The sequence below is a fragment of the Pseudovibrio sp. Ad37 genome (assembly GCF_001623075.1).
Taxonomy (GTDB): Bacteria; Pseudomonadota; Alphaproteobacteria; order Rhizobiales; family Stappiaceae; genus Pseudovibrio.
On record NZ_LMCF01000170.1, the window covers coordinates 1 to 25,907 of the forward strand.

Genomic DNA, 25,907 nt, shown 5'->3' on the forward strand with positions numbered 1-25,907 from the left:
ATGCGAGACGAATTGTTGAATGGTGAGACCTTTTACTCGTTGCGTGAAGCCCAAATAATCATCGAAAGGTGGAGGATACACTACAATACCAAACGCCCCCATAGTGCGCTGAACTTCCGCCCACCGGATCCTGAAGTAATCATTCCAGTAGACCAAAGGCCAGTCATGCACTAACTTTCAAACCGGACCACTCAAGTGGGGCTGATCAGGGGCTATGCTCAAGCGAACGGACTTCATCACATCCTCAGGGAAGGAGGGGATTTTCTTGTACGAACCGGTTGGCGCAAGGTTCGTTTGCGCCAACCCGATGACGCGCCGTTTGACCTGTTGACCGTACTGCCTGAAGCTGACTATGACAGGCCAGTTGATCGGCAGGTTATTATTTTGGGAAACTCAAAGGATCGAGATATTCCCGCCCACCTGATCATCCTGCGCAAACCGCCTGAAGCCACAGACCAAGAACGAAAACGCCTGCGCCGAACAGCAAGCAGGAAATGTAGAAAATTGAACCCCGCCTCACTCATCGCCGCTGAATACATGTTGTTGTTGATATCCTTACCAGAAGATCAGTTTGACGCTGCCAGCATTGCCGCGCTCTACAGGGTCGCTGGCAGATTGAGCTCGCCTTCAAGCGCCTTAAAAGCCTCATCCATATCGACCGTCTGCCTACAAAGAACCCAGCTCTTGCCAGAACCTGGTTGTTGTCACATCTCATCTTAGCTTTGCTGATTGAGCGTCAAAGTGAAGAATTCATGACTCATTCTCCTCAAGAAGAGAGTTCAAAGCAACGTTATCCGTCCAGATGGAGGTTACACAAGCTGATCATTCAAGCCTTCATTTTAGCCATTCAGGGAGCCTGGGATCTGACCCGCATCACCGCCAACCCCTGTCGCTTTTGGCAAAGCATATGCGAGCCTCCGAGAAAGCGAAAAATTCAACGAATACCGCAACGTAACGCCTTAAGTTAGCGCCTATGAGGCTAATCCCCCCTCTTGAGAGCTTATCTGCTCGAGACCGAGACATGCTATGCCATACTTATATCCAGCATGACTTTCTTAGCTGCCTGTTTGACGCTTTCTTCTGCTTGCGTCAGGAGTTTTATCCGGTCAAAAATCTGTGCGTCCTCATTCAGAGTTTTCCGAAGCGATTGCCCAAAGGCCATGCGAACTTCGGTACCAATATTGAACTTGCAGATCTTTGTTTCTTTTGCCAGTTTCTGCCTGACTTTTGCAGGAATCCCAGAGCCTCCGTGTAGCACGAGCGGAATGTTGGTGACGTTTTCAATGGCGTGGACCAGATCGAAATCGATCATTGCTGCTTTTTCTTGTTGCAAGTGCACATTACCGACAGAGATTGCGAGCGCATCGGCATTACTTTCCTTCGCAAACTGCGCGGCTTCTTCAGGTTTTGTCCCTGAGGACACAGCGCCCTCAGCGTACCCAACAAAGCCGACTTCTCCCTCCAGAGAAACACCATATGGCTTAGCGCTTGCAGCGATGGACTGCATCAGGCGAATGTTTTCCTCTAGAGGAAGCTTGGAGCCATCAAACATGACGGAAGTAAAGCCAAGGTCTATTGCTTTCAGGCAATCCTCAACTTCATAGCCGTGGTCAAGATGAGCAACCACTGGCACAGAGGCTGCCTCGGCTAAAACTCTAAACATTGGTGCCAGAACTTCCAATGGAGTATGGGCGCGGCATCCAGGACCTGCCTGCAGAATGACCGGGCAGCCGATCACTTCGGCAGCCTCCACAAATGCACGTGCATCTTCCCAACCTAAGACAACAAAGCCAGCAACTGCTGTCCCATTGTTCATGGCTGGAGCTAAAACGTCTTTAAGGTTTGCAATAGGCATTACTGTATCACTACTTAAACTTGGCGATCATGTCTTTGATGCCTGGGATCGTTTCGACCTGATATGCGTGCGTTGGCTGGAAATGCTGCACCAGTGAACGTTGACTGAGGCCGCCGAGAATTGTGAAGTAATACATTTCATAGCCCGGTGCAGCGACACAAGGATGGTAGCCCTTATCGATAACAAGAGTTGATCCATCTACGATGTGATAGGCTTCCCCGACTTTCCCATCTTCTTTCTGAAGCAGCTGCATTCCAAAGCCGTGTCCGGGCCGGAAGCGGAAGTTGTAAGTTTCGTCATGCCGTGTCTCATAAGGCAAGTTGTCAGTGTCATGCTTATGAGGAGGAAATCCTGACCAGCCGCCCTGCCCTACAGTAAACAGCTCGGAAACCAAGAGACGGCCAACTTTATCGTGATATTTAGTTCCAAGTATATGCTTGATTTTACGATGTGTTTTCGTGTCATCTGAGCCGTACTGAACAACATCCAGGTCAGATGATGTCACCGCAAATGGTGTCAGAACACCGTCATATCGCGCTCCAGCGATGAACACTTCGGCGGCATCACTGACGCAAACAATTGTTGTTTTCGCTCCTGTCGGGATATAGACGCCTTCAGGCTCGCCATCCCAAACATCTACGCCGCGACCGCCTATTCCGTCCCAGTTCAACCCTTCGCATTCAACGTTTACCGAGCCAGTTGCAGGTACGATGCAAGTTTCATAACCGGGAACCTGATAGTGGAATGCTTCCCCTTGCTTCAGCTTTACGATGTTGAAGTAATTTAACGGGACGCGGGCATCATCAACGTCTACGATGGGCTTATTCTGATTATTATATGGAGGGATATGCATGCTTAGTCCTTCGTAAAACTCAATGTTTCTTCTATGGAAATGCTGTGTTGTTTCAAAAACCTAACCAGCTCTTTTTCATCGGGCATTGCTGTTGCACAGCCAACCTTGGACACCACAATTGCTGCGCAGGCAGACCCGCGAAAAACGCTTTGCTGCAAGGTCTTTCCATTTGAAAGTGAGGATAGAAAACCACCTAGAAATGCATCTCCTGCACCCGTCGGCTTCACTGCAGAAACAGTGAATATGCCGGTCTGAAATGACTCATTTTCAGTGTAGGTGGTTGAGCCTTTCGAGCCCATTTTGTAAATGCAGATACAGTCAGATCTGTTCGCAAGTTCGTGGGCAAACTTCGGGCCATTAGCCATGTTCCCAGCCATGAAACCAAACTCCTCATCATTCCCTACAATGACATCACAGAGTGAGCTCATGCGTTTATATGTCTCTGTGGCTTCCTGTGCAGATGCCCAACTGTAGGGGCGGTAATCGATATCAAAAATCGAAACCAATCCCTCAGCTTTTGCTTTCTCCAAAGCGTAAAAAGTCGCTGTGCGAGATGGCTCGGAGGCCAGCAAAGTTCCTGTGGTTACGATTGCATCAAACTGAGAGAAATCAACAGCGTCTACATCTGCTTCGCTCATCATAAAATCTGCTGCACCATTTCGGTAAATGGTCGTCTGATGGTCGAGCAAACGTGCTTCCGAGAGCGCAAGGCTGTTTCTGTATTCTCCGCCAATTGGGGTGACGTACTTGTGAACTATTCCGTACCGCTCCAATTGATTGACGCAGTAACGTCCGATTGCATCGTCAGAAACACGGGTCAGCAACGAGACGTGGCACTCTTGCCGGCGCAGGGCGACTGCAATGTTTGCAGCTGATCCGCCCAGATGCACAGACATGGTTTGCGCATCTTCAATTGATGTGCCTGCAGGTTCTGGCGTGAGGTCCATGCCTGCACGCCCGACAACCAGATATCTTTTCCCCTGCAGCTGTTGCAAAAGTCTGTTCATTACACACCCACACGCTGGTTTATGCGACCGGCTTCCCACTCTTCGCGTGCGGTGCGTACGTTCTGACTGTTAGAAACTTCGGGCAGTCCAACTTCCCACCATGCATGACCTTCCTGTGTCCATCCTTCATAAGGATCGACCTGAATAGAAATGATCGTGGTTCGGTCTGCTGCCTTTGCCCGTTTGAACGCTTCACACAGCTCTTCAATCGTCTCTACGGTTTCTGCCAGTGCACCTTGAGCTCTTGCGTGCGCAGCAAAATCCACTGCAACAGGGTTTGTAATTGTTGGTGAATCTTTGATCAGGTTGTTGAAAGAGGTGTTGCCGGTGTTGTTCTGAAGTTTGTTGATCACGGCAAAGCCACCATTGTCGCAAACCATGACAATGAGCTTCTTTTCGGTCAGGACGGAGGAATAGATATCCGAGTTCATGAGCAGGTAGGAACCGTCACCAGTAAACACGATGGTATCCTGATCGGGCTCTTTCTCGGATTGAGCGATACGTGCACCCCAACCGCCAGCAATCTCGTAGCCCATGCATGAGAAGCCGAATTCGACATCAACCGAGCCAATGGCTTTGGTTTGCCAATTAGCGGTGACTTCGGCAGGTAGGCCGCCTGCAGCTGCAACAACCCTGTCATTGGTGTCACATAGGTCGTTTACGGCGCCAATGACCTGCGCATAGCTGTTGGGTCCATTTGCGGGGTCAACATTGTGCTTCACATAGGAGAGCCACTCTGCTTTTTCCTGTTGCGCAAATGCGGTCCACGTCTCTGGAGCCTTGTATTGCTTTAAGGATGCAATAAACGCAGACAAACCTAATTTTGCATCACCCACGACAGGGAGCGAACGATGCTTGCTTGCATCATGACGAGCAGCATTAAGTGAGATAAATCGAGCATCTTTTCTGAAAGCGGTCCATGACCCGGTAGTAAAGTCCTGCAAACGTGTTCCAACAGCAATAATCACGTCAGCGTCAGCAGCGACCGCATTTGCCGAGTTTGAGCCTGTTACGCCGATTGGTCCGCAATTCAGCTCGTGATCTGACAGCAGGTTTGCACGGCCCGCTATTGTTTCTGTAACCGGAATTTGTGTCTGCTCAGCAAACGCAAGCAATTCTTGCACGGCACCAGAATATTGCACGCCGCCGCCTGCTATGATCACAGGCTTTTTTGCGGCTTGAATGAGTGCAATCGCGTCATCAAGCTCCAGCTCATCAGGTGTCTGCCGACGGATTCGGTGAACTTTTTTCTCGAAGAAAGCAACAGGGTAGTCATAGGCCCAACCTTGGACATCCTGTGGCAGTCCCAGGAACGCTGGACCGCAATCTGCCGGGTCAAGCATGGTCGCTATCGCAGCTGGCAACGACTGAATGATCTGTGCTGGATGGGTAATACGGTCCCAGTAACGGGAGACTGCGCGGAAGGCATCATTCACTGATGCAGTCGGATTACCATAATGCTCCACCTGTTGCAGCACTGGGTCTGGTAATCTTGAGATGAACGCATCGCCACATAACAGTAGCATTGGAAGCCTGTTCGTGTGTGCTAACGCAGCTGATGTGACAAGGTTTGTTGTGCCTGGTCCTGCTGAAGCCGTGCAGAACATGAATCTCTTACGTAAATGATATTTGGCATAGGCTGCAGCGGCAAAGCCCATGCCTTGTTCATTCTGACCTCGATAAAGCGGAAGTGTATCGCGATGCTCATATAGTGCCTCGCCCAAGCATGACACATTGCCGTGACCAAAAATTCCGAACCCACCTCCGCAGAGCAGCACTTCGTCACCGTCAATACTTATGTACTGGTTTGCAAGATACCGGATGATCGCCTGCGCCATAGTCAAACGGATTGTGCCAGTGGTGATTTCACTTTTTGTGGTCATGGTGTCCCTATTTCCTTCCGCCTGCAATTGTCGCCTTGTTCCGCCACAATTCGCGGTCCCATCAACTCGTCTATTGACGCCGTGGTAATTTTGAAGGATACCTATTTTGCAACCGGTTGCAACAAATCTTTTCTGGGAGATGTACTTTGACCCAACTGGAACTGCGCTGATGAGAGGTAACTACAGGTGAGAGATCTATGAGATTGCGCTGAACTATCCGCATCTTTCTCGCGATCAGATCTTAGGATTGCTCGGAGGGGTTACACCTACCTGTTCGCAGTAAGAGGGGCAAAAATAGCGTTTATATCGAGTGTAGAATGATTTTTTTGCCCGTTCATATGTGAACACGTCGTTTGCGTGACTTCATGTTCTCCAGAGGTTCGGGCTTAAAGAAAGGCTGCAGGTTTTCAGATGAGAGGGCCTTACGTTCGATATAGTTTCAGTCTGGTCAATGCTGTGGCAAATCATATTGAAACCGCTTTCAATTTTCCATACCCCTCCTCCGGCCTGAACATAAGTCCGCCACAGCAGCATGATGGCACCAGTAGATTAGCAACATCGCTCTAAGTACAACAAAGGGATGAAACGTGGGAATTAGAATTGGTAATGCGCCCTGCTCATGGGGGGTAGAGTTCGCAGATGATGCACGTAACCCAAGCTGGGAAAGCGTTCTCGATCAATGTGCCGCCGCGGGCTACAAGGGCATCGAACTTGGGCCGATTGGTTATATGCCAGAGGACCCGGCAGTGCTGAAGGATGCGCTTGTGAAGCGGGATCTGGAACTGGTTGGGGGTGTCGTTTTCCGGCCATTTCATGATCCGAAAGCATGGGAGGATGTTTGGGATGGCGCGAAGCGGACCTGCGAAGCCCTGAAGGCTCATGGTGCCGAGCATTTGGTGCTGATTGACTCAATTTCACCACGGAGGGCACCAACTGCCGGACGTGCGAGTGAAGCCGAGCAAATGGATCTGCAGGAGTGGACTGCATTCAAAGAGCGTATCATGACAGTTGCGCGTATGGGGGCCGAAGAATACGGCCTTACAGTCGGCATCCACGCGCATGCCGCAGGCTTTATGGACTTCGAGAGTGAGTTAGAGCGCCTCCTGGCTGAAACCGATCCCGAGTTACTAAAAATCTGTTTAGATACTGGCCACTCTACATATGCTGGCTTTGATCCGGTTGCATTCATGGACCGCCATATGGACCGCATTTCTTACATGCACTTCAAAGATACATCGGCATCGGTAAAGGCAGAGGTTATAACCAACAGGATTGGTTTTTACGACGCATGCGCTCAAGGGATTTTCTGTAACCTTGGTGAGGGAGAAGTGAATTTCCCAGCAGTGCTTGAAAAACTGCGCCAGGCAGGCTTTGAAGGCTGGTGTACGGTTGAGCAAGACTGCGACCCACAAGGTGACACATCTCCGATTGATGATGCTAAACACAATCGTAACTACTTGGAATCCATTGGCTTTCACTGAGGAAACATCATGACTAAATTAAACTGGGGTCTGATTGGAGGCGGCGAAGGAAGCCAGATTGGTCCTGCTCACCGTCTAGGGGCATCCGTTGACGGTTTGTTTCAGCTGGCGGCGGGCGCTCTGGATGCAGATGCAGCAAAAGGGCGCATGTTTGCTCAGTCGCTGGGTATTGCAGAAGACCGGGCTTATGGTGATTGGCAGGAAATGCTGGCCGTTGAAAAAACGCGCAGTGACAAAGTTGATCTTGTGACTATTGCAACACCAAACGCAACGCACTTTGAGATCACCAAAGCCTTCCTCGAAGGTGGCTTTCATGTGCTGTGTGAAAAGCCGATGACCATGACTGTCGAAGAAGGCGAAGAGATCGTAAAGATCAGTCGCCGGACTGGCAAAAAGTGCGCAGTAAACTTTGGCTATTCAGGATTCTCTCTGGTTCGCCAGATGAGAGAAATGATTGCTGCTGGTGATCTGGGTGACGTCCGTCTTGTGAAAGCAGAGTTCGCACACGGTTTCCATGCAGATGCTGCCGATGCTGACAATCCTCGCGTTCGCTGGCGCTACGATCCTGCTGCTGCTGGCGTTTCTGCCGTATTAGCTGATGCAGGTATCCACGCGCTGCATATGGCCTGTTTTGTAACCGGGCAGGAAGTATCGACTGTCTCAGCTGACTTTGCATCGACTATTGCCAGCCGCGAACTGGAAGATGACGCAATGATCAACTTCCGAATGGATGGTGGTGCAGTCGGGCGGCTCTGGACATCAGCAGTTGCCGTGGGGCGTATGCATGGCCTGAGCTTGCAAGTGTTTGGTGAAAAAGGTGGTTTGGCCTGGCAACAGGAACACCCCAACCAGTTGTACTACACACCATTGAATGGTCGCACCCAGATCATCGAGCGCGGTGCTGGCGACTTGTATAATGCAGCCCAAAACGCATCGCGCGTAACAATTGGCCACTCCGAAGGCATGCCCCTGGCCTTTGCAAATATCTATTGCGACCTTGCAGAGATGATCCACGCGGACAAAGCCAGCGGATCTTCTGAGGGATCAGCTTTCCTATTCCCAAGCTGTGAAGATGGTTTGCGGTCTATGGCAAGTGTTTATGCGGCAGTAAAGTCAGCGCATGCAGCTGGTGCATGGCAAGACGCAGTCCCAGCCCTGCTGAAGTAACACTTTTGAAAAGGGGCCGTATACTTACTGGCCCCTTTTTTGTAGGCGCCCCTAGTATTTGCCAGCAACTAAGCGGCCTTTAGTAAAAGTGTTCCACGTTCAACCACACGGCATGGAAACATACGTGTTTCAGGAATCCGATCTGGATCTTCCAGGCAGTCAACAAGCAGCTCAACAGAGGATGAAATGATTTGCTGAACAGGTTGATGGATGGTTGTCAGATTGATATTTGCCCAACCTGCCATTTCCATGTTGTTGAAGCCAATAAAGCCTATTTCTTCCGGTACTTTTAGACCAGCGGTCTGCGCGGCACTCAATGCTCCGATAGTAAGCACGTCATCACCACAAAAATAAGCGTTAGCGCGGTCTTTCAGCAAGATGCTCTGCATCGCTTTCCTACCTGCATCATAAGAGTAATCCTCCGCAAAATCGACGGATAATTTTACACTAGGATGCTCAGCGAGAACTCGTTGAAAACCGAAGAGGCGATCCTGCGTAGATGACGCATTTTCCGGCCCACCCAAAAATCCGATGTGCTCATACCCTTTAGAGAGCAAGAGCTCCGCAGCCAACTCACCGGCGTAACGGTTATCAATGCCTACGGTGTGCACAGTCGGCGTCGCGCTGCATCTCCCAAAGGAATGCACAACCGGAATTTTTGCATGCCGGAATGATTCAGCAAAATCAGGAGGCAGAGTGGAAGACGCTACAATTACTCCATCAACGCTGTATTGCAGAAGCATATCGAGTGATTTAGCCGGATCAACCTCACCTGAAAGGTTTACGAGAAGAGGCCTGAGCCCTTTTGCCTGCAATGACTGCGTAAACAGATCAAAGACCTGCAGAAAAACTGGGTTATGGAAATTGTTGGAAACCAGACCAATGAGCTTTGTCCGCCGCGTTGTTAAGCTGGAAGCTAAGACATTGGGTCGGTAGCCCAGCTCTTGTGCTGCTTTCTCGACTTTTCGGCGAGTTTTTGCAGAAACGCTTGCACCTTCCGTAAAGGAGCGCGACACCGCTGAAGCAGAGACCCCGGCACGCAATGCAACATCTTTTAGCGTAACAGCCATCCTCTGCCTTTTCGTTTTCACGCATCTGGAAGATACAAATTAATCCGTTCATCAATGATGGCCCAAGTAAAAAAACACAATTAAATTCTGGTGTTATTACTTGGTTATCCCTTCGAAACTGGGAGCAGATCTCCCAGCTTCGAAGTTTTACATATCATCAGGCTGCAACTCGCTTTTGGCGATAAGTATCTGCCACTACGGCCGCAACAATCAGAACACCTTTCACGATATTGATGTAATAAACATCGATACCTAAGAAGGTAAATCCTGACGTCAATGTACCCAAAATAAGCACACCAATGATGGTGCCCATAATGCGGCCACGACCACCGAAGAGAGAGGTTCCGCCAATCACAACTGCTGAGATTGCATCCAGCTCCAACATCAGGCCAGTGCCAGATTGAGCGGTCATTGCGCGCGAGGTTTGAACGATGGAGGCGATGCCGTAGAGTGCGCCAGCCATGGTGTACACAAGGATTTTGTGTCTTTTGACGGCAATGCCTGCAACACGGGCTGCATCTTCATTTGAGCCGATTGCATAGGTACGGCGCCCATAAACCGTGTACTTCAAAAGCACATGGAAGACGCCAGCAACAATCAAGAATGTTATGACTGGCCAGGCTCCGGAACCGAAGATAGCAAAATCCTCAGTCAGGAAGCTCACCTGCTTGCCACTTGTATACCAACGCGCCAAGCCACGCGCTGCGACAAGCATCCCAAGGGTCGCGATAAACGGAGGAATTGCGGTAATGGCAATTACGCTCCCGTTGACAAAACCAAGCAGCGCTCCGACTGCAATACCTGCGAGTACCGGAAAGATGATCGGCAGATCTGTAAGCCCTGGATAAACAGCTCGGGCATACTCTGAGCTTTGTGCCAGAGAGGCCGCTACGATGCCGGCGAAACCAAGAATGGAACCACCGGAAAGATCGATGCCTGCCATGATGATAATCTGACCAACGCCAATAGCAAGAATGCCAATGATTGCCATCTGCAGGATCATGATGAACAGACGTTGACCGTTGAAGATGAAAGTCTGCTCAACGACAAACCAGCCCAAAACTTCAAAAATTGCGGCGATTCCGACGAGTACCAGAAGAATACCCGTGTCCTTTGGAAGACGCTGAAGGAGAGACTTTTGCGTTTCGGCTGAGCCTAATGTTGATGATGAATTAATCAAGATGGCCTCCGAACTATGCCTTACGAGCCTGCCGACGCTGGTCAGCGATAACGGCAGCAACGATGATCATGCCCTTGGCGATTTCCTGATAATAAAAATCGATCCGCAGGAAGGTGAAACCTGATGTGATAACGCCGAGAATGAAGACGCCGATAACGGTCCCCGAAATCTTCCCTTTGCCGCCGAACAATGACGTTCCGCCAATGACGGCTGCGGAGATTGCATCCAGCTCGTACATGAAGCCCATGCCAGGCTGGCCCATTGTCGCTCGCGCACTCATGACGATACCGGCAAGACCGGCAAGGCCACCCGCAATCGAATATACAAGAACCTTATGGCGGTTTACTTTGATGCCGACTATTCGGGCCGCCTCTTCGTTGGATCCGATCGCATAAGTCCGGCGCCCATAAACCGTATGCTTCAAAAGAATATGAAAGAGCACAGCAACACCGAGGAAAATTAGGACCGGATTAATGCCTTGCCCAATCGCCGTATATTGCTCGGTCAAACCAAAGATTGGCTGGCCTTCTGCATACAGCACAGCAAGCCCACGAGCTGCAACAAGCATTCCCAGTGTAGGAATGAACGGGGGAACTCCGGTATAGGCAGTGATGGCTCCATTGATACTTCCTGCAAGCAACCCAACCCCGATGCCAGCCAGCAGAGGAACAATAACGGGTAGATCTACAATGCCTGGATAGAAGATGGAAAAGCCGCCAGACGCCTGCGCAAAGCTCGCTGCCACCATGGCAGAGAGTGCTGCTACGGACCCGCCCGACAAGTCGATACCAGAGGTAATGATGACTTGCGTTACACCAACAGCAATGATGCCGATGATAGATACCTGAAGAACAATGATAACGAGCCGCTTAGAGTTAGCCAGAAAGCTTTGCCCAACGAAAATCCAGCCCAGGATCTCAAAAAGCGCGGCAATTCCGATCAAAACCATCAGAATGCTCGCCTCCTGAGGAAGCTTTCGGATTGCAGTAGTGTTCATCTACGTGCTCCCAATTATATGTAGCTGGCGTTTTCATGCACGCCAGTTTTCACACCTGTAATAAGGGAGACAATTTCGTTGCCATCCGTTTTGTCCGCATCCACGACGCCAACGATTTCACCACGCCGGAACACGAAGATCCGGTCTACCAGGTTAAACACCTGACGTAAGTTGTGGCTGATCAGGATCAGCGGAACGCCTTGTTTTTTCAGGCGGCGAATGATGTTTTCGACCTGCGTGGTTTCCTGAACCCCAAGTGCTGCGGTTGGCTCATCCATGATAATGAGTTTTGAGGCAAAGGCTGCAGAGCGTGAGATTGCAACGCACTGGCGCTGACCACCGGACATTTTACCAATTGCGTTGCGCAAGTTGGGAATCTTAACAGCGGTCTTCTCAAGGCCTTCTTTGGCTTTCGCCAGCATTTTCTTCTCATTCAGAAAACTGAAGGGCCCGAGATTGAAATAGACTTCTTCACGTCCAAGGAAGATGTTGGCTGGAACATCCAGATCGTTTGCGAGTGCCAGATTCTGAAATACAGCTTCAATACCTGCTTCCCGAGCATCCAGAGGGCTTTTGAAGCTGACCTCTTTTCCGTCGAAGAACATCTGACCAGAAGAAGGCTGCTCAACGCCAGTGATTTGGCGAACAAAGGTGGACTTCCCTGCCCCATTATCACCAACGATTGCGATGTGTTCGCCTTCACGGAGCTCAAAGTCTGCACCTTTCAGAGCTTGCACTCCACCATAGTTTTTGCAAAGACCTTGCGTTCGCAGGACGATCTTTCTCGCATCATTCATTGTTCTTTTCCTCACCAGGGCTGAGATAAAATCGGTCAAACCGACATCGCGGCCAATAGACTATGAGTTGCAAAGCGAGCAGCGCTCCGCACAGATGCACGGAGCGCCCTTACTGAAAGCCTGCTATTGGCTCATGTAGGATTTATGATTGTCCTGAGTGACCAGTTCGAACGGAATATTGATCCAGTTTGGCAGAGCTTCGCCGCTCATAGCTTTCACAGCAGCATCAACAGAGCCAGTTGCCTGCCCCTTCGCATTCTGGAAAACGGTGACATCCAGCTCATTTTTACTCAGGGAAGCAAGAGCGTCATCCGTTGCATCAACGCCAGCGACCAGAACATCATCCATATTCACACCGGCAGCTTTGAGAGCCTGCACCGCGCCGAGAGCCATCTCATCGTTGTTGGCAAATACGATATCGAATTCAAGACCAGAGCTGAGCCAGTTTGACACGACGTTGTTTGCTTCTGTGCGCTGCCATTTGGCTTCCTGCTCCGCAACAAGCTCGATGCCGTTACACATGGAGAGGTTCAGGACTTCGCGCACGTCTTCAGAACGGGTAACAGCAGCTTCGTTTGAAAGGATCCCCATCAGCATAACCGCTTTACCAGTGCCTGCCGCCTGCTTGCACACTTCAAAAGCTTCCAGCGTGCCCGACCAGGTTTCATCGGAACCCACAAAGGCAGCCTTTTCACCCAGCGCATCCAGATCTGCAGGGCGACGGTTCACATAGATCAACGGAATACCCGCTGCTTCTGCCATTTTGGTAATTTGAGGGGTCGCTGCTGTACTTACCGGAGCTACGATGATTGCTGCAACGTCAGAGGCAATAAAGTTCTGAATTTGGCTCAACTGCATGCCGACATCTTCTCGGGCATCTTCGATCTGAATTGAATGCCCAAGTTCTTCTGCGCGACTTTTGGCAGCTTCTCGAAGAGCTGTCTGGAAATTATCATCAAAATTTGGACTTGAAAAACCGATAGTGTCGGCGCTTACGGCTGTTGCCATCATCGTGAACGCAGCGACTGCTGCCAGTAAACCAGTTTGTTTCATAGTTTCCTCCCATTTGCGTTAGCAACCGATTGCAAGAATTAATGAAGCGAATTTGGGAGCCATATCAACACCAGAACCCAAATAAACACTATACTCACCAAATCTTTCCTACCGATCACTACGGGATTAAACTAACCTAACAATTACCAATATTGCAACCGCTTGCATTAAATTTACTATTTTGATGATTTGAAGTAGCCGTCTGCAGCTTCAAACAAAGAGATTAACATCAGCTCGGAAAACAACAAAACAGCCACGACGCCTACATCAAGCAGGCAACACCGCAACTGAATGGCAAGATAGGACGCTCACACCGATTGGTTGCACGTGTGGATGCGGGAAGACGGCCTGTCTGTTTTAGACTGCTCCAGTTACACTGCTTTTGCCGCGCAGTACCACGACATAAGGTCGTTGTTATGGTTGATCTTATGATCGCAATCTCAAAGGGTGATTTGTTTGACGCCAAGCTAATCGCCGGACAGCCAGATGGGGAGCGAAGCAGCCGTCAATGCGACTAAGGCCATCATCCCCCCCCCACCAAAAACCAGCTGAACCTTGGTTAGCGCCACCAGCAAGTCCAGTGATCGCCAAAAGTCAGCGCTGAGTTATTCCTTGATTGGATTCTTTCACAGCTGGGCTGAGTGCGCTAAACGGATGGCGGTACTGTCAACAAACAAGATCGCTGCGATTAGGGAAATGGGCTTTACGGTAGCCGGTGAGCGCTTTGTTTGTTCAGTTCCTTTGTGAACATTTCCACGGTCATCCCTTCATTCAACGCGCGTTTCAATAGCATTTGCTGAGTTTCAGGAGCTAACCCGCCGACTGGTGGGTCCAAATCCAGATTGGTTGGGAACGAGTACCCTTCTCCGCAACATGCTATCGCCGCGTCAAGATGCTTGCCTGATAGCACCCCTTGCTCAGTCAGATGCTTCAGGGCCGGAAAAACCTTAGAACACATAGCACTCCGGTCAACACTTTCCATGGCACGACCAAACGCAGAAGAGACCTGAAGCAAGTTCACCATGCGATGGATATCAGTCGTGGTGTTCGCTCCAGCTGCATGGAATAATGCGGGATTGAAGAAAACCGCATCTCCCTTTTCGAGTGGAAGCTGCACATAGTTAGCCTCGAAATACTCCCGGAACTCATCTCGCCTCCACGCCACATAACCTGGCAAGTATTTTTGTGAAAACGGCAGCAACTTTGTTGGTCCGCTTTCAAGGGGCATATCACAGTGAGCAATCGCGCCCTGCAAGGTCATGTAGGGTGACAGGTGATGGACATGAGCCGGATAATCCTCGCAAACCTCAGCAGTTTGAAAGCCCAGATGATAATCTCTGTGCGCTTGCTGTGCTGCCCCTCCCGGATGGACCAGATTGACCTGTGTCGTCATCTGATAATTCAGACCCAGCCAGCTCTCACAGACCGCGTCAATGAGCGGATTGGCAAAGTAACGAGCAAATACAGATGGATCTGCCAAGCATAGCTTCTGCAGGCTGTTCCAGATACGATCGTTCGCACCAGCTGCTGCAAAATGATCACCGCCACTACCGGAAGATCTCTCAGCAGAAATAATGCTCTCAAATATCTGCGTAGCTTCGTCTATCGCTGCGATATTTTCTGCTGCTCCCTTAATCACCAGAACACCAGCTGTATTTTGCAAAACACTAGCCCACTCTGACAACAAGCTTCTGCGCTTGGATGTGTCTTCAAGCATATTTCGCAGGTTCGCTGCGCTGTAAATAGGGATATTGCTTTGCACATGGGTGGCGTTGGGAACTGTCTCAGCGGACAGCTCCTGTTCCACGAGTGCCTTGAACTCGTTTAAGTCACAGGCCGATTGCCTGTAAAATCCATCAATTTGTTTGCTACTGACCATCTTAGTCCCTCTCCTTGATGTATCAGGCCTTAAATAAGCAAAATGTTGAATTGCCAGCCATATGCATTTCCATCAAGAATCCATCAATGACACATCGTTTCCCTGTTAAAGAAATCGCTCTTCAAGCTGGATTAAGTACAGCAACGGTTGACCGCGTACTTCACAGCCGCACAAACGTAAGTCTGCAGTCTGTCCGCAGAGTACAAAACGCGATTGCAGATTTGCACTTGCAGGAAAAGCAATTGTCTGCACGCGGCAAGAAGCTCTTTATCGACTTTGTTGTCGAAGCTCCGGACCGCTTCTCCTCTGAAATACGGCGCGCTGTTGAAAGTGAAATTGGCAGATCAAACCCTGTCGTCATCCGGCCGCGTTTCATCATGCAAGAGCATATGCAAGAGGCTGAGGCCGTCAGTTACCTCAAACGCATTATGACGCACGGTAGTAATGGGGTTTGCCTGAAGCTGCGTGACACGCCAAAGCTCAGAGACATGATCAAAGCGCTCTCAGAAAGGAATATTCCTGTCCTCACGATGTTCACCGATATTCCGATCTCAGAACGACTGACATACATTGGAATTGACAATGCAAAGGCGGGAAAGACTGCAGCTTACCTGATCTCAAAGATGCTGCATTCTGCTGGCGGAACCATATTGATGAGCCGCAGCCACGAGCATTTTAAAGGTGAAGAAACACGCGCGATCAGTTTTCGATCATGGCTCACACGTAATCGTCCTGACCTGAAATTTGTTGAAACCACAGGAGGTTCTGGAGTTGATCATAAAATTGAAAAAGACCTGGCCTCTATTCTTGAGAAAGAGCAGCACATATGTGCTGTGTACTCCATGGGCGGAGGAAACAGGGCAATAATTCAAATGCTTGAGCAGTACAAAATGTATCCGGACAGCTACATTGCACATGACCTTAATCAGGAAAACAAAGCATTGCTCAACGCGGGCAGAATTTCATTTGTACTCCATGACGAGATCACTCAGGATATCTCGGCTGCCTTTTTTCACATCAGTCGTGCAAACAACATATCCTTGACGGAACCTTCAACTCCCAATGGCTCCGAAGTTCATATAATCGCACCTGAACTTTAAACGAGTTAAGCCCCTCACCCACGCAATGTGTCCTTCCGGGCATGCACCCTGATTTTGCGTATCCCGGCAACCTATTTGGTTTTCAGCTTATTGGACGCTTTTTAGCTCTGAAATACCAAGAATGCGACGGTTGGCTGCCTCATCCGTTCCTGCATCAGCAAAGTCATCAAAGGCGCGCTCGGTGACGCGGATAATGTGGTCCTTAATGAATTGCGCCCCTTCTCTTGCCCCGTCCTCCGGGTGTTTGAGGGCACATTCCCATTCCAGCACGGCCCACCCATCAAAATTGAGAGCAGAAAGTTTGGAGAAGATTGATTTGAAGTCCACCTGACCATCTCCCAAAGAGCGGAAACGACCTGCGCGGTTCTCCCATTTTTGATAGCCTGAATAAACGCCTTGTTTGGGCGACGCGTTAAACTCTGCATCCTTGACATGGAACATTTTTATTCGGTCAGCGTACACATCAATAAAGCCGAGATAGTCCAGTTGCTGCAGTACGAAATGGCTTGGATCATACAAGATATTCGCGCGGGAGTGATCTTTCACCTCGGCCAGAAACATCTCAAAAGTGACGCCATCGTGCAAATCTTCCCCCGGATGGATCTCGTAGCACACATCAACGTTTGCCTGATCAAAGGCATTGAGGATCGGCATCCAGCGCTTACCAAGCTCTTCGAATGAAGCCTCAATGAGACCAGCCGGGCGCTGTGGCCACGGGTAGACATAGGGCCATGCTAAGGCTCCCGAAAACGTGGCATGAGAGGTAAGGCTCAGATTTTGCGAGGCTTTGGCTGCCAAAAGTAATTGTGAGACTGCCCATTGCTGCCGCGCCTTAGGGTTGCCATGCACCTGAGGCGGCGCGAACCCGTCAAACATCGCATCGTAAGCGGGGTGAACAGCGATCAACTGGCCTTGCAGATGAGTAGAAAGTTCAGTGATTACGACGCCATGATCCGCTAGCATTCCCTTCAACTCATCGCAGTAGGTTTTGCTTGTGGCTGCTTTTTCCAGATCGATCAAACGCTCACCCCAACTGGGAATCTGCAGACCTTTGTAGCCCAGATCTGCGGCCCATTTGGCTATTGATCCGAGCGTGTTGAACGGGGCTACATCTCCGACAAACTGCGCTAGAAAAAGCGCGGGACCTTTGAGCGTTTTCATCACATAATCTCCCAATATTCCAATAGCTTGTTTGGATTAAATATGAGTGTCTTGTGGCGTTTGGCTGTTACAAGGCACGCTGTTTTTCGCTAACAGGCGCTGTACTTTGCCTTTCAATCAACTCCACTGGCAGAACCGTTCGGTGTGCAGTTGCTTCGCTCTCCGCACGGTTTTCGACTTCTCCGGCAATGCGGCGTAGCAGCTTACCTGCTGCTTCCTGCCCAATGCGAAATCTGGGCTGGCGGATCGTTGTCAGTGAGGGGATAAAACGTTCGGCAATTGCGATGTCATCAAAGCCGACGACGGAGACATCTTTGGGGACGGAAAATCCGAGCCGGTCAAGCTCTGAGATAAACCCAAAGGCAACTTCATCACTCATGCAGAAAATTGCGGTTGGGCGCTCTTCCAGTGCGCACCATTGGTGTGCTGCCTGTACGCCTGCCTCCAGCGAGAAACCGCCGTCAATCAACCACTCTGTGCGGAGTGGCAGAGAATGTTTTAAAATAGCTGCCTCAAACCCTTCCTGACGAGCGGCTGTAAGCCTGTTTTCAGCTGGGCCCCTCACCAAGCCGATAGCTTTGTGACCAAGCGTGTGTAAGTGGCTCACTGCCAACTGAGAGCCTTGGTGGTTATCAACCCGCACCGATCCGAAACGTGGGTCTGTGCCCCACTCACAGCAGTACACGACAGGTGGCAATTCTGAGGATACGGAACCGTCATTTAGGTTCGTGAGATCCAATGTCCCATCCAGCACCAGCAAACCATCTGCCTGATTCATCGAGAGGTAGTCATAGGCCTGTTCACGCTCAAAACTGGTTTGAAGTATATCCACCACCAGCAGGCTCAACCCCTCTTTGGCGAGCACACTTTCAATGCCGGAAAGTATTGAAGAAAAAAACGGATTTCCCAGATTAGGCACAAGAGCAACAACCGCTCCTGCCTCCTTTTTCCTCAAATTTCGAGCAGTTTGATTGATGCGATAACCGGTGACACGAACAGCAGCCATCACCTTTTCTCGAGTTGCTTTATTCACCTTCTCAGGCTTGCTAAGAGCTCTACTTACCGTAGCTGTAGAAACACCGGCGACAATAGCAACATCCTGTATTGTAACAACTTTTGAATTCATACGTTGACCGATACTATTTATGGACAGTTACTGTCCAATAATTACTGTTGACTCAGCGCATTTTCACTGACTACCATATACATGTAATCGATTGCAGTCAAAATAAAACTATCATAAAGCTACTGTGATTGACGTATTGGTCGGGTTGGGAGGCCTGATCATCATTCGAATTATTGGGAGGGTAATTCAATGCTCAAGATCAAAGTTTTTTTAACTGCAGCAACAATGCTGGCAGGCGTTTCTTCTGTTTATGCTGCTGATCTGGAAGTGACGCATTGGTGGACATCCGGTGGGGAAGCTGCTGCTGTGAAAGTGTTTGCTGATGCAGTCAACGGTGCCGGGCACAATTGGGTGGACAGCGCGATCGCAGGGGGCAGCAACGCACGGCCAATCATCATCAGCCGCATCTCTGGCGGTGACCCAATGGGAGCAACCCAGCTCAACACGGGGCGTGATGCCGAAGACCTGATCAAAGCAGGTCTGATGACCGATCTTACTGAGATTGCCGAAAAAGAAGGTTGGGCAGACTTCATTCGCCCTGCAAAGCTGCTTGAGAGCTGCACATATGAAGGCCGCGTATACTGCGTTCCCGTCAACATTCACTCATTCCAGTGGATGTGGTTGAACCGCGGCGTATACGAAAGCAATGGCCTGACAGTTCCTGCCAATTGGGAAGAGTTTATTGGCTCTGCTTCCAAACTGAAAGAAGCTGGGGTTACACCTCTGGCAGTTGGTGGTGAAGCCTGGCAGCTCAGCGGTATGGCAAATGTCTTTCAGGTTGCGCTGGGTGGTGTTGACCTCTACCGCCAGATTAAAGAGGAAAAGAGCGTTGAGGCAGCTGGAGGCCCTGCAATGCGAAAAGTGTTTGAAGCTGTTGCTGCTGCACGTGGATTGGTCGACAGCGGTTATGTCGGGCGAGCATGGAACGATGCAACAAACATGGTCATCACTGGTAAAGCCGGCGCTCAAATTATGGGTGACTGGGCTCAGGGAGAGTTCTCGTTAGCCGGACAAACTGCTGGCAATGAGTATGATTGTTTGCCGGGTCTGGGCGCAAACCCTGTTCTTGACACCGGTGGGGACTCATTCTTCTTCCCTAAACCGAACGGCGACAAGCCTGAGATCGTTGCAGCTCAGTTGGAAATGGCATCTTTGCTGGTTTCAAAACAAGTGCAAGTGGGCTTCAACCTGCGAAAAGGGTCTCTTCCCATCCGTGGGGACATCAATCTTGGTGATGCAAATGCTTGCATGAAGAAGGGTATCGCTATTTTGGCAAACCCGGAAAACATTCTACCCGGATCTGAGCAAGCCTTCTCATCTGACACTCAAGGACAGATTGAAGATTTGTGGGTGGAGTTTTTCAGCTCACCAGAAATGAGCGTCGATGAAGCGCAATCTCGTTATGTCGAAATCATCGAGTACGCCGATTAATGGCGCCTCTCCTTTAAAAACAGTCGGAGGGTCGATCTTCATGATTGGCCCGTCTGGCTTGCATCGGAGATGTGTTAATGTCCATCGCCAAGCGGCCAAACCCCTTGTTTCGAAACCTTAATGCCAAGATTGCGGCATTGCCAATGATCGCCACGACGCTGCTGGTCTTTCTTGGCTGCTCTATCTGGACAGTTATCTATTCTTTTTCTAAGTCCCGGGCACTGTCACTCAATGAGTTTGTTGGCTTTGCACAATACGAGAGATTGTTTCGCACATCTCGTTGGCTAATCTCGATGGAAAACATCGTGATTTACGGGGTTCTCTCACTCCTGATCTCGTTTGTGATCGGGTTCATACTCGCAGCCCTCATTGATCAGAAGATCCGCTTTGAAGATACGTTTCGAACCATTTACCTTTACCCATTTGCGCTCTCGTTCATCGTAACCGGCATTGTCTGGCAATGGATTTTGAACCCAAGTCTGGGCATCCAGGAAACTGTACGATCATGGGGGTTTGAAAACTTCACTTTTGACCTGATCGCCAACCGGGGCACAGTGCTTTACGCCTTGCTCATTGCGGGTATCTGGCAAGGAACCGGCTTTGTCATGGTGTTAATGCTGGCCGGTATTCGCGGCGTTGACCGGGAGATCTGGAACGCAGCAAGAGTTGATGGAATACCGGTTTGGAAGACGTATCTCTTTGTGATTGTTCCCATGATGCGCGGCGTCATGGTCACCACTCTTGTGATTGTGGCAGCCGGCATCGTTAAGCTTTACGATCTCGTCGTGGCGATGACACAGGGTGGTCCTGGCATCGCATCAGAAGTCCCCGCCAAGTACGTTTATGACTTCATGTTCGCCAGAGCCAATGTTGGGCAGGCACTCGCCGCCTCTACGGTCATGCTCACAACCGTCCTCATCATCTTGATTCCGTGGGTTTATCTCGAATACGGCAAGAAGAAAGCGCAGAGGTAGAGGGGCTGATATGACTGTTGAACCCTATGAAATTACTCAGACAAAGCCTAGCAAGAGCTTTGCAATCGAGCCATCCGGCGCGAAACCACTTCGCCGCTTCAACCCCACACGGATAATGCTCTACTCTGTTCTGCTGGTGGCTGCTGTTTACTACTTGCTGCCACTCTATGTGATGATGATGACCAGCCTAAAGGGGCTCCCTGAGATCCGCCTTGGCAACATCTTTGCTCCACCAGTAGAAATCACTTTTGCTCCCTGGGCAAAAGCCTGGGATACCGCCTGCACGGGCCTTTATTGCGAAGGATTGAAGGTTGGATTTTGGAATTCCGTGAAGATCACTATTCCAAGTGTTGTTATGTCCATCACGATTGCCTCTGTGAATGGCTATGCCCTTTCCAATTGGAAGTTTAAGGGCTCTGAGGTGTTCTTCACCATTCTCATCTTCGGCAGTTTCATTCCTTACCAGGTGATGCTGTATCCGCTTGTGATTGTCACCCGCGAGTTGGGCATATTCGGGTCCCTTCAAGGGGTGATCTTCATTCACACCATCTTTGGAATGCCGATTTTGACCCTGTTGTTCCGCAACTATTTCGCAGCTTTGCCTGAGGAGTTGTTTAAAGCTGCGCGTGTGGATGGTGCCGGATTTTGGGGCATCTTCCTGAAGGTACTGGTACCAATGTCTGCGCCGATATTCGTCGTTGCTGTGATTTTGCAAGTCACTGGAATTTGGAATGATTTCCTGTTTGGTGTCATTTTCTCCGGCGTCAAAAACTTCCCTATGACTGTTCAGCTCAACAACATCGTCAACACCACGCAAGGTGTGAAGGAATACAACGTCAACATGGCTGCAACCTTGCTGACAGGCGCAGTGCCATTGGCTGTCTATTTCTTCTCAGGACGCTTTTTTGTGCGCGGCGTCGCCGCTGGTGCTGTGAAAGGATAATACAGTGAACTCAATCAGCATTCGCGATCTATCACTCAATTTTGGTGAAGCTACAGTTCTCGACCAACTTAACTTAGATGTGGCTGAGGGGGAGTTCCTTGTTCTGCTTGGAGCCTCCGGATGCGGGAAATCTACCTTGCTGAATTGCATTGCGGGGCTTCTCGATCTTTCCGAAGGCCAGATCATCATAAACGGCAAGAATGTTACATGGGCAGAACCAAAGGACAGAGGCATCGGCATGGTGTTTCAATCCTATGCGCTCTACCCACAAATGACAGTGCGTGGGAACCTTACGTTTGGCTTGAAAAATGCCAAGGTTCCACGTGATGATATCGAGCACCGGGTCAACCGCGCAGCTCAAATGCTCCAGATCGAACCTTTGTTGAACCGCAAGCCGGGACAACTTTCCGGTGGCCAGCGCCAACGTGTCGCCATTGGGCGTGCTCTTGTGCGTGATGTGGATGTCTTTCTGTTTGACGAGCCACTTTCCAATCTGGACGCAAAGCTACGGGCTGAATTGCGCGTGGAGTTGAAGCGCTTACATCAAAAACTGCGTAACACCATGATTTATGTGACGCATGATCAAGTGGAAGCCATGACACTTGCGGATCGCATTGCGATTATGCGCGATGGTGTCATTCAGCAGCTGGCGGACCCGTTTACCATCTACAATCAACCGGTAAACAAGTATGTGGCGAGCTTTATCGGCTCCCCGGCCATGAACTTCCTTGATGGGGCATATGGCGTTGATGGGCAGCCCAGTTTCACATCGGACACTCTGGATATCGCGCTAGGCCGCTATACCTTCAAAACCAGAGCAGAAGACAACAGACCAATTTATCTTGGCATCCGGCCAGAGCATGTCTGGGTTGGAGATGCAGCGCAGGAGCAACCATTCAGATCCGACATTTCGGTCGAAGTGGTGGAGCCCATGGGATCAGATACGTTGGTGTGGACCTCGCTCGGCAATCAGCCCTTCCATTTCCGTATGGACGGACAGGCCACAGTCAATGTGGGTGATCGCCTGCCAATCGGCTTTGATCCGGTTCAAGCCTCCTTGTTTGACAAGACATCTGAAATACGCCTCTAAACGCAGGATATCGATCAAAATGGATTTTTCCCTTCAGCTTTATAGTGCACGCAACACCCAACCACTCACTGAGGTTTTGAGCAGTCTGGCAAAAATGGGCTACACCCAAGTAGAAGGCTTTGGCGGGGTCTATGAAGATCCCACCGCCTTGCGACAGATGCTGGACGCCAACGGCCTTTCCATGCCTTCCGGCCATTTTGGAATTGATGAATTAGAAGTCGATACAGCGGGCTATATTGAACTGGCAAAATATCTTGGAATAACACGTATTTTCGCACCTTTCCTCACCCCATCAGAACGTCCACAAACAGAAGCAGGCTGGATATCTTTTGCTCATCGTCTCGCGCAAATCGGCACAAAAGTGCAAGCAGCTGGGCTGAGCTTTGGGTGGCACAATCATGACTTTGAGTTCCAGTGTGAATACGATGGGCGCACAGCAATGGAAATCATCCTCACTGAGGCGCCTGAGATTGATTGGGAAGCCGACATTGCGTGGATCATCCGAGGTGGCCATGACCCGATAACATGGGTTGAGCGCTTTGGCAGCCGCATCACGGCTGTTCATGTCAAAGACATTGCTGCCACTGGCGAATGTGCCGATGAAGATGGCTGGGCAGACGTTGGTTTCGGCACTGTACAGTGGCGCCAAATCCTCTCAGTTTTACAAGAGAAAAGCAGTGCTTGTGTTTATGTCATGGAACATGACAACCCGAGTGACTTTGCCCGCTTTGCACAACGCTCTTTGAACTCACTCAAAATGCTGGAAGGTGTTTGATGTTAGAAAAGCTTGGTATTGGCATTATCGGGTGCGGTAATATATCGGAAACCTACCTTACGCTTGGCCCTCTGTTTCATGGGTTGGACCTGAAGGCATTGGCAGACATCAATATGGATGCCGCACATGCCAGAGCTGCCGAATTCGGAGTGCAGGCCTACACCGTTGAGGAGCTATTGGCTGCCGACGATATCGATATAATCGTCAATCTTACAATTCCAGCAGCCCACTTCGAAATCAGCTGTCGGATACTCGAGGCTGGCAAACACGTCTACTCAGAAAAGCCGTTTGTTCTTTCTTTGAAAGAGGGGCAGGCCCTGCTTGAGTTAGCTGAGCAAAAAGGACTTCGTATTGGCTCCGCACCAGATACATTCCTTGGCGGATCTCATCAGCAATGTCGTAGCCTGATCGATAGTGGAGCGATTGGTAAGGTTGGGAGCGGGACGTGTCACGTCATGAGCCGTGGCATGGAGCATTGGCATCCAAATCCCGCGTTCTTCTTCAAGGATGGAGGTGGGCCAATTCTTGATCTGGGTCCGTACTACCTCACGAACCTCGTTCAATTGCTTGGGCCTGTAAAAGCCGTTTCTGCTTTGACGTCCATTCCATCCCCGAAGCGAACCATCACGTCTGCACAACGTTACGGAGAGACACTATCCGTTGAAACTGAGACCACTGTTCATGCCCTGCTCGAGTTCCATAGCGGTGCTGTAATTACATTTGGTGCGAGCTGGGATGTAAAGGATCATAGTCATAACCACATGGAGCTATATGGCGAAACTGGCACGCTGTATGGGCCTGATCCAAACTTCTTTGGTGGTGAGGTCCGCGTTACAGATGAAAATGGTACATCGGTAGGTCTTCCAGCCTGGCAGCATCCACTTGGAGAGCCCAATCAGCAACACGATAGCATGGGTACTATGGCAAATTACCGAGCTGCAGGCCTCTCCGATATGGCGATAGGAATTCTTGAAGACCGCCCACATCGCTGCAATCAGGCGCTGGCACTCCATGTCGCCGACATCATGTTCTCAATTCTAACCTCTGGCCGCGAACGACGGTTTGTAGAGTTGGCAACCTCCTGCAACCGTCCCGATGCATTTTTGAAAGAAGATGCGGAGCAGATGTTGCTGAGTTCATCACAAGATTTGGTTGCTGAGTAACCTCAGGAAGCTTACGGCCCCAAAATCACTTATCCCCGACGTGTATTGCAGAGCATTTCATCGACCTCATCTGAGATAGGGGGGATAGATTAATTCTATCCCCTTTTCGTGGTCTCAGTGCAGTGCCGATGCTTGCTGGAGTTATCCTACAGAACACGGTCTATCGTTGACGTGTGACCAGAGTAACTTTCGCGAGCTGTATAGACATAGCAACGCAGTCCCAACGCCAATAACGCAAACGAACGCACATAGGAGCGCAATGCAGGTGGTCAACGTCGTTTCATGCGCGCAGACATCCGCCGTCTGTCAGTTGCGTTAGTCGCACAGGAATTTGGCTTCACCATCAAAAAGATTTCGGATCAACTCGGGACACTTCCTCCGGCCGTGCACCAAACAAAGGTGAGTGGCTGCGCTTGAGTCAGCAGTTCAAAGTTCATCTGAACGAGTGCATTGCACGCATGGAGAACCTGAGAGCATGTATGGGGTGCGGCTGCCTGTCTCTGGACAAATGCGAGCTCTACAACGCCGACGACGCCGCCTCCAGCCACGGCCGCGGCCCCCGCTTCATCTATGGCGCTGAGCAGCCCCATTTGAGTGGTCCAGATTGAAAGTTAGTGCATCACTGGCCTTTGGTCTATCGGTACGATAGCCTCTGTCGCAGGTAGGCGGTAGCCCAGAGCACTGTGGGGTCGTTTGGTGTTGTAGTGGTTCCTCCATCTCTCGATGGACTGACCTAAAGAAAATGGAGAGCCTCTGTCTCACTATTTCTTTTCTGTCTCTCGAACGCGATTGGCAATTGATAGCCTAACGACGAGTGTCGCCTGATTGGATTGTAAAAGCCCTCAATGTAAAGGCCAAGTGCCTTTTCTGCCTTCTGACGAGTCTGAAAGGTAGTTCGCCACAACATTTCAGACTTAATGGT

Annotated in this window: 26 protein-coding genes and 1 pseudogene; 13 read left to right on the forward strand and 14 right to left on the reverse strand. The window is 50.2% G+C overall.

The features are described from left to right. The 3 genes from PsAD37_RS20430 to PsAD37_RS29625 all read left to right on the forward strand — a co-directional run. On the forward strand, positions 1–174 hold a 174-nt coding region (locus PsAD37_RS20430), incomplete at its 5' end, for an integrase core domain-containing protein (protein WP_153039754.1). A 21-nt stretch (positions 175–195) separates the two neighbouring features. Then, a complete protein-coding gene (locus PsAD37_RS28170; RefSeq protein ID WP_063297710.1) occupies positions 196–720 on the forward strand; it encodes a hypothetical protein in 525 nt (174 codons plus the stop codon). Next, complete coding sequence (locus tag PsAD37_RS29625; RefSeq protein WP_369327220.1) at positions 654–968, forward strand: hypothetical protein; 315 nt, start codon at positions 654–656, stop codon at positions 966–968. Before PsAD37_RS28170 ends, PsAD37_RS29625 begins: the two co-directional genes overlap by 67 nt. A gap of 56 nt (positions 969–1,024) precedes the next feature. Here the strand turns inward: PsAD37_RS29625 and PsAD37_RS20440 are convergent, their stop codons facing one another. From PsAD37_RS20440 to iolD, 4 genes are read right to left on the reverse strand one after another with little or no spacing between them, the layout of a single operon-like run. Beyond that, positions 1,025–1,855, reverse strand: coding sequence for a class II fructose-bisphosphate aldolase (locus PsAD37_RS20440; protein WP_063297711.1), 831 nt, complete (start codon positions 1,853–1,855; stop codon positions 1,025–1,027). Positions 1,856–1,865: 10 nt separating this feature from the next. Further along, on the reverse strand, positions 1,866–2,708 hold the full coding sequence (locus PsAD37_RS20445; protein ID WP_063297712.1) for a 5-deoxy-glucuronate isomerase: 843 nt from the start codon (positions 2,706–2,708) through the stop codon (positions 1,866–1,868). 2 nt (positions 2,709–2,710) lie between these two features. Beyond that, the gene (iolC, locus tag PsAD37_RS20450; protein ID WP_063297713.1) at positions 2,711–3,715 is read right to left on the reverse strand and encodes a 5-dehydro-2-deoxygluconokinase; all 1,005 of its coding nucleotides are present in this window, start codon (positions 3,713–3,715) and stop codon (positions 2,711–2,713) included. Further along, positions 3,715–5,598 (reverse strand): 3D-(3,5/4)-trihydroxycyclohexane-1,2-dione acylhydrolase (decyclizing), encoded by a 1,884-nt coding sequence (gene iolD / locus PsAD37_RS20455; RefSeq protein WP_193778313.1) that lies wholly within the window; start codon positions 5,596–5,598, stop codon positions 3,715–3,717. Before iolD ends, iolC begins: the two co-directional genes overlap by 1 nt. A 587-nt stretch (positions 5,599–6,185) precedes the next feature. On the opposite strand from iolD, the gene PsAD37_RS20460 reads away from it, so the two are divergent. Continuing rightward, positions 6,186–7,079 (forward strand): sugar phosphate isomerase/epimerase, encoded by an 894-nt coding sequence (locus PsAD37_RS20460; RefSeq protein WP_063297714.1) that lies wholly within the window; start codon positions 6,186–6,188, stop codon positions 7,077–7,079. A gap of 9 nt (positions 7,080–7,088) precedes the next feature. Next, positions 7,089–8,246, forward strand: a complete 1,158-nt coding sequence (locus PsAD37_RS20465) for a Gfo/Idh/MocA family protein (RefSeq protein ID WP_063297715.1) — start codon at positions 7,089–7,091, stop codon at positions 8,244–8,246. Positions 8,247–8,314: 68 nt separating this feature from the next. Here PsAD37_RS20465 and PsAD37_RS20470 read toward each other — a convergent pair whose 3' ends face one another. The 6 genes from PsAD37_RS20470 to PsAD37_RS20495 form a co-directional block, all read right to left on the reverse strand. Next, complete coding sequence (locus PsAD37_RS20470) at positions 8,315–9,316, reverse strand: LacI family DNA-binding transcriptional regulator (protein WP_057465083.1); 1,002 nt, start codon at positions 9,314–9,316, stop codon at positions 8,315–8,317. A gap of 157 nt (positions 9,317–9,473) precedes the next feature. Continuing rightward, on the reverse strand, positions 9,474–10,496 hold the full coding sequence (locus tag PsAD37_RS20475) for an ABC transporter permease (protein WP_370446621.1): 1,023 nt from the start codon (positions 10,494–10,496) through the stop codon (positions 9,474–9,476). Between the two features lie 13 nt (positions 10,497–10,509). Further along, a complete protein-coding gene (locus PsAD37_RS20480) occupies positions 10,510–11,493 on the reverse strand; it encodes an ABC transporter permease (protein ID WP_057465082.1) in 984 nt (327 codons plus the stop codon). A 14-nt stretch (positions 11,494–11,507) separates the two neighbouring features. Further along, positions 11,508–12,290 (reverse strand): ATP-binding cassette domain-containing protein, encoded by a 783-nt coding sequence (locus PsAD37_RS20485; protein WP_057465081.1) that lies wholly within the window; start codon positions 12,288–12,290, stop codon positions 11,508–11,510. A 123-nt stretch (positions 12,291–12,413) separates the two neighbouring features. Next, positions 12,414–13,343, reverse strand: coding sequence for a substrate-binding domain-containing protein (locus PsAD37_RS20490; RefSeq protein ID WP_063297716.1), 930 nt, complete (start codon positions 13,341–13,343; stop codon positions 12,414–12,416). Positions 13,344–14,046: 703 nt separating this feature from the next. Next, positions 14,047–15,222, reverse strand: coding sequence for a phytanoyl-CoA dioxygenase family protein (locus PsAD37_RS20495; RefSeq protein WP_063297717.1), 1,176 nt, complete (start codon positions 15,220–15,222; stop codon positions 14,047–14,049). A gap of 86 nt (positions 15,223–15,308) precedes the next feature. Between PsAD37_RS20495 and PsAD37_RS20500 the strand changes: the two genes are divergently transcribed. Next, a complete protein-coding gene (locus PsAD37_RS20500; RefSeq protein ID WP_063297718.1) occupies positions 15,309–16,322 on the forward strand; it encodes a LacI family DNA-binding transcriptional regulator in 1,014 nt (337 codons plus the stop codon). An 87-nt stretch (positions 16,323–16,409) separates the two neighbouring features. Here PsAD37_RS20500 and PsAD37_RS20505 read toward each other — a convergent pair whose 3' ends face one another. Beyond that, on the reverse strand, positions 16,410–17,483 hold the full coding sequence (locus tag PsAD37_RS20505) for a sugar phosphate isomerase/epimerase (RefSeq protein ID WP_063297719.1): 1,074 nt from the start codon (positions 17,481–17,483) through the stop codon (positions 16,410–16,412). Positions 17,484–17,550: 67 nt separating this feature from the next. Next, entirely contained in the window at positions 17,551–18,609 is a 1,059-nt protein-coding gene (locus PsAD37_RS20510) for a LacI family DNA-binding transcriptional regulator (protein WP_063297720.1), read from the reverse strand. A 189-nt stretch (positions 18,610–18,798) separates the two neighbouring features. Between PsAD37_RS20510 and PsAD37_RS20515 the strand changes: the two genes are divergently transcribed. The 7 genes from PsAD37_RS20515 (at position 18,799) to PsAD37_RS28930 (ending at position 25,593) form a co-directional block, all read left to right on the forward strand. Continuing rightward, a complete protein-coding gene (locus PsAD37_RS20515; RefSeq protein WP_063297721.1) occupies positions 18,799–20,040 on the forward strand; it encodes an ABC transporter substrate-binding protein in 1,242 nt (413 codons plus the stop codon). A gap of 77 nt (positions 20,041–20,117) precedes the next feature. After that, a complete protein-coding gene (locus tag PsAD37_RS20520; RefSeq protein WP_063297722.1) occupies positions 20,118–21,014 on the forward strand; it encodes a carbohydrate ABC transporter permease in 897 nt (298 codons plus the stop codon). A gap of 10 nt (positions 21,015–21,024) precedes the next feature. Next, entirely contained in the window at positions 21,025–21,957 is a 933-nt protein-coding gene (locus tag PsAD37_RS20525) for a carbohydrate ABC transporter permease (protein WP_063297723.1), read from the forward strand. A 4-nt stretch (positions 21,958–21,961) separates the two neighbouring features. Further along, positions 21,962–23,047, forward strand: a complete 1,086-nt coding sequence (locus PsAD37_RS20530; protein WP_063297724.1) for an ABC transporter ATP-binding protein — start codon at positions 21,962–21,964, stop codon at positions 23,045–23,047. Between the two features lie 19 nt (positions 23,048–23,066). Next, entirely contained in the window at positions 23,067–23,822 is a 756-nt protein-coding gene (locus PsAD37_RS20535; RefSeq protein ID WP_063297725.1) for a sugar phosphate isomerase/epimerase, read from the forward strand. After that, positions 23,822–24,985, forward strand: a complete 1,164-nt coding sequence (locus PsAD37_RS20540; RefSeq protein ID WP_063297726.1) for a Gfo/Idh/MocA family protein — start codon at positions 23,822–23,824, stop codon at positions 24,983–24,985. Before PsAD37_RS20535 ends, PsAD37_RS20540 begins: the two co-directional genes overlap by 1 nt. Before the next feature lie 413 nt (positions 24,986–25,398). Then, positions 25,399–25,593, forward strand: a complete 195-nt coding sequence (locus PsAD37_RS28930; protein WP_208992003.1) for a hypothetical protein — start codon at positions 25,399–25,401, stop codon at positions 25,591–25,593. Between the two features lie 3 nt (positions 25,594–25,596). On the opposite strand, the pseudogene PsAD37_RS27800 reads toward PsAD37_RS28930, so the two are convergent. After that, a pseudogene (locus PsAD37_RS27800) lies at positions 25,597–25,710 on the reverse strand (integrase core domain-containing protein); the annotation flags it as partial. 8 nt (positions 25,711–25,718) lie between these two features. Beyond that, the coding region (locus PsAD37_RS27805; protein ID WP_153039681.1) for an IS3 family transposase at positions 25,719–25,907 on the reverse strand (189 nt) is incomplete at its 5' end.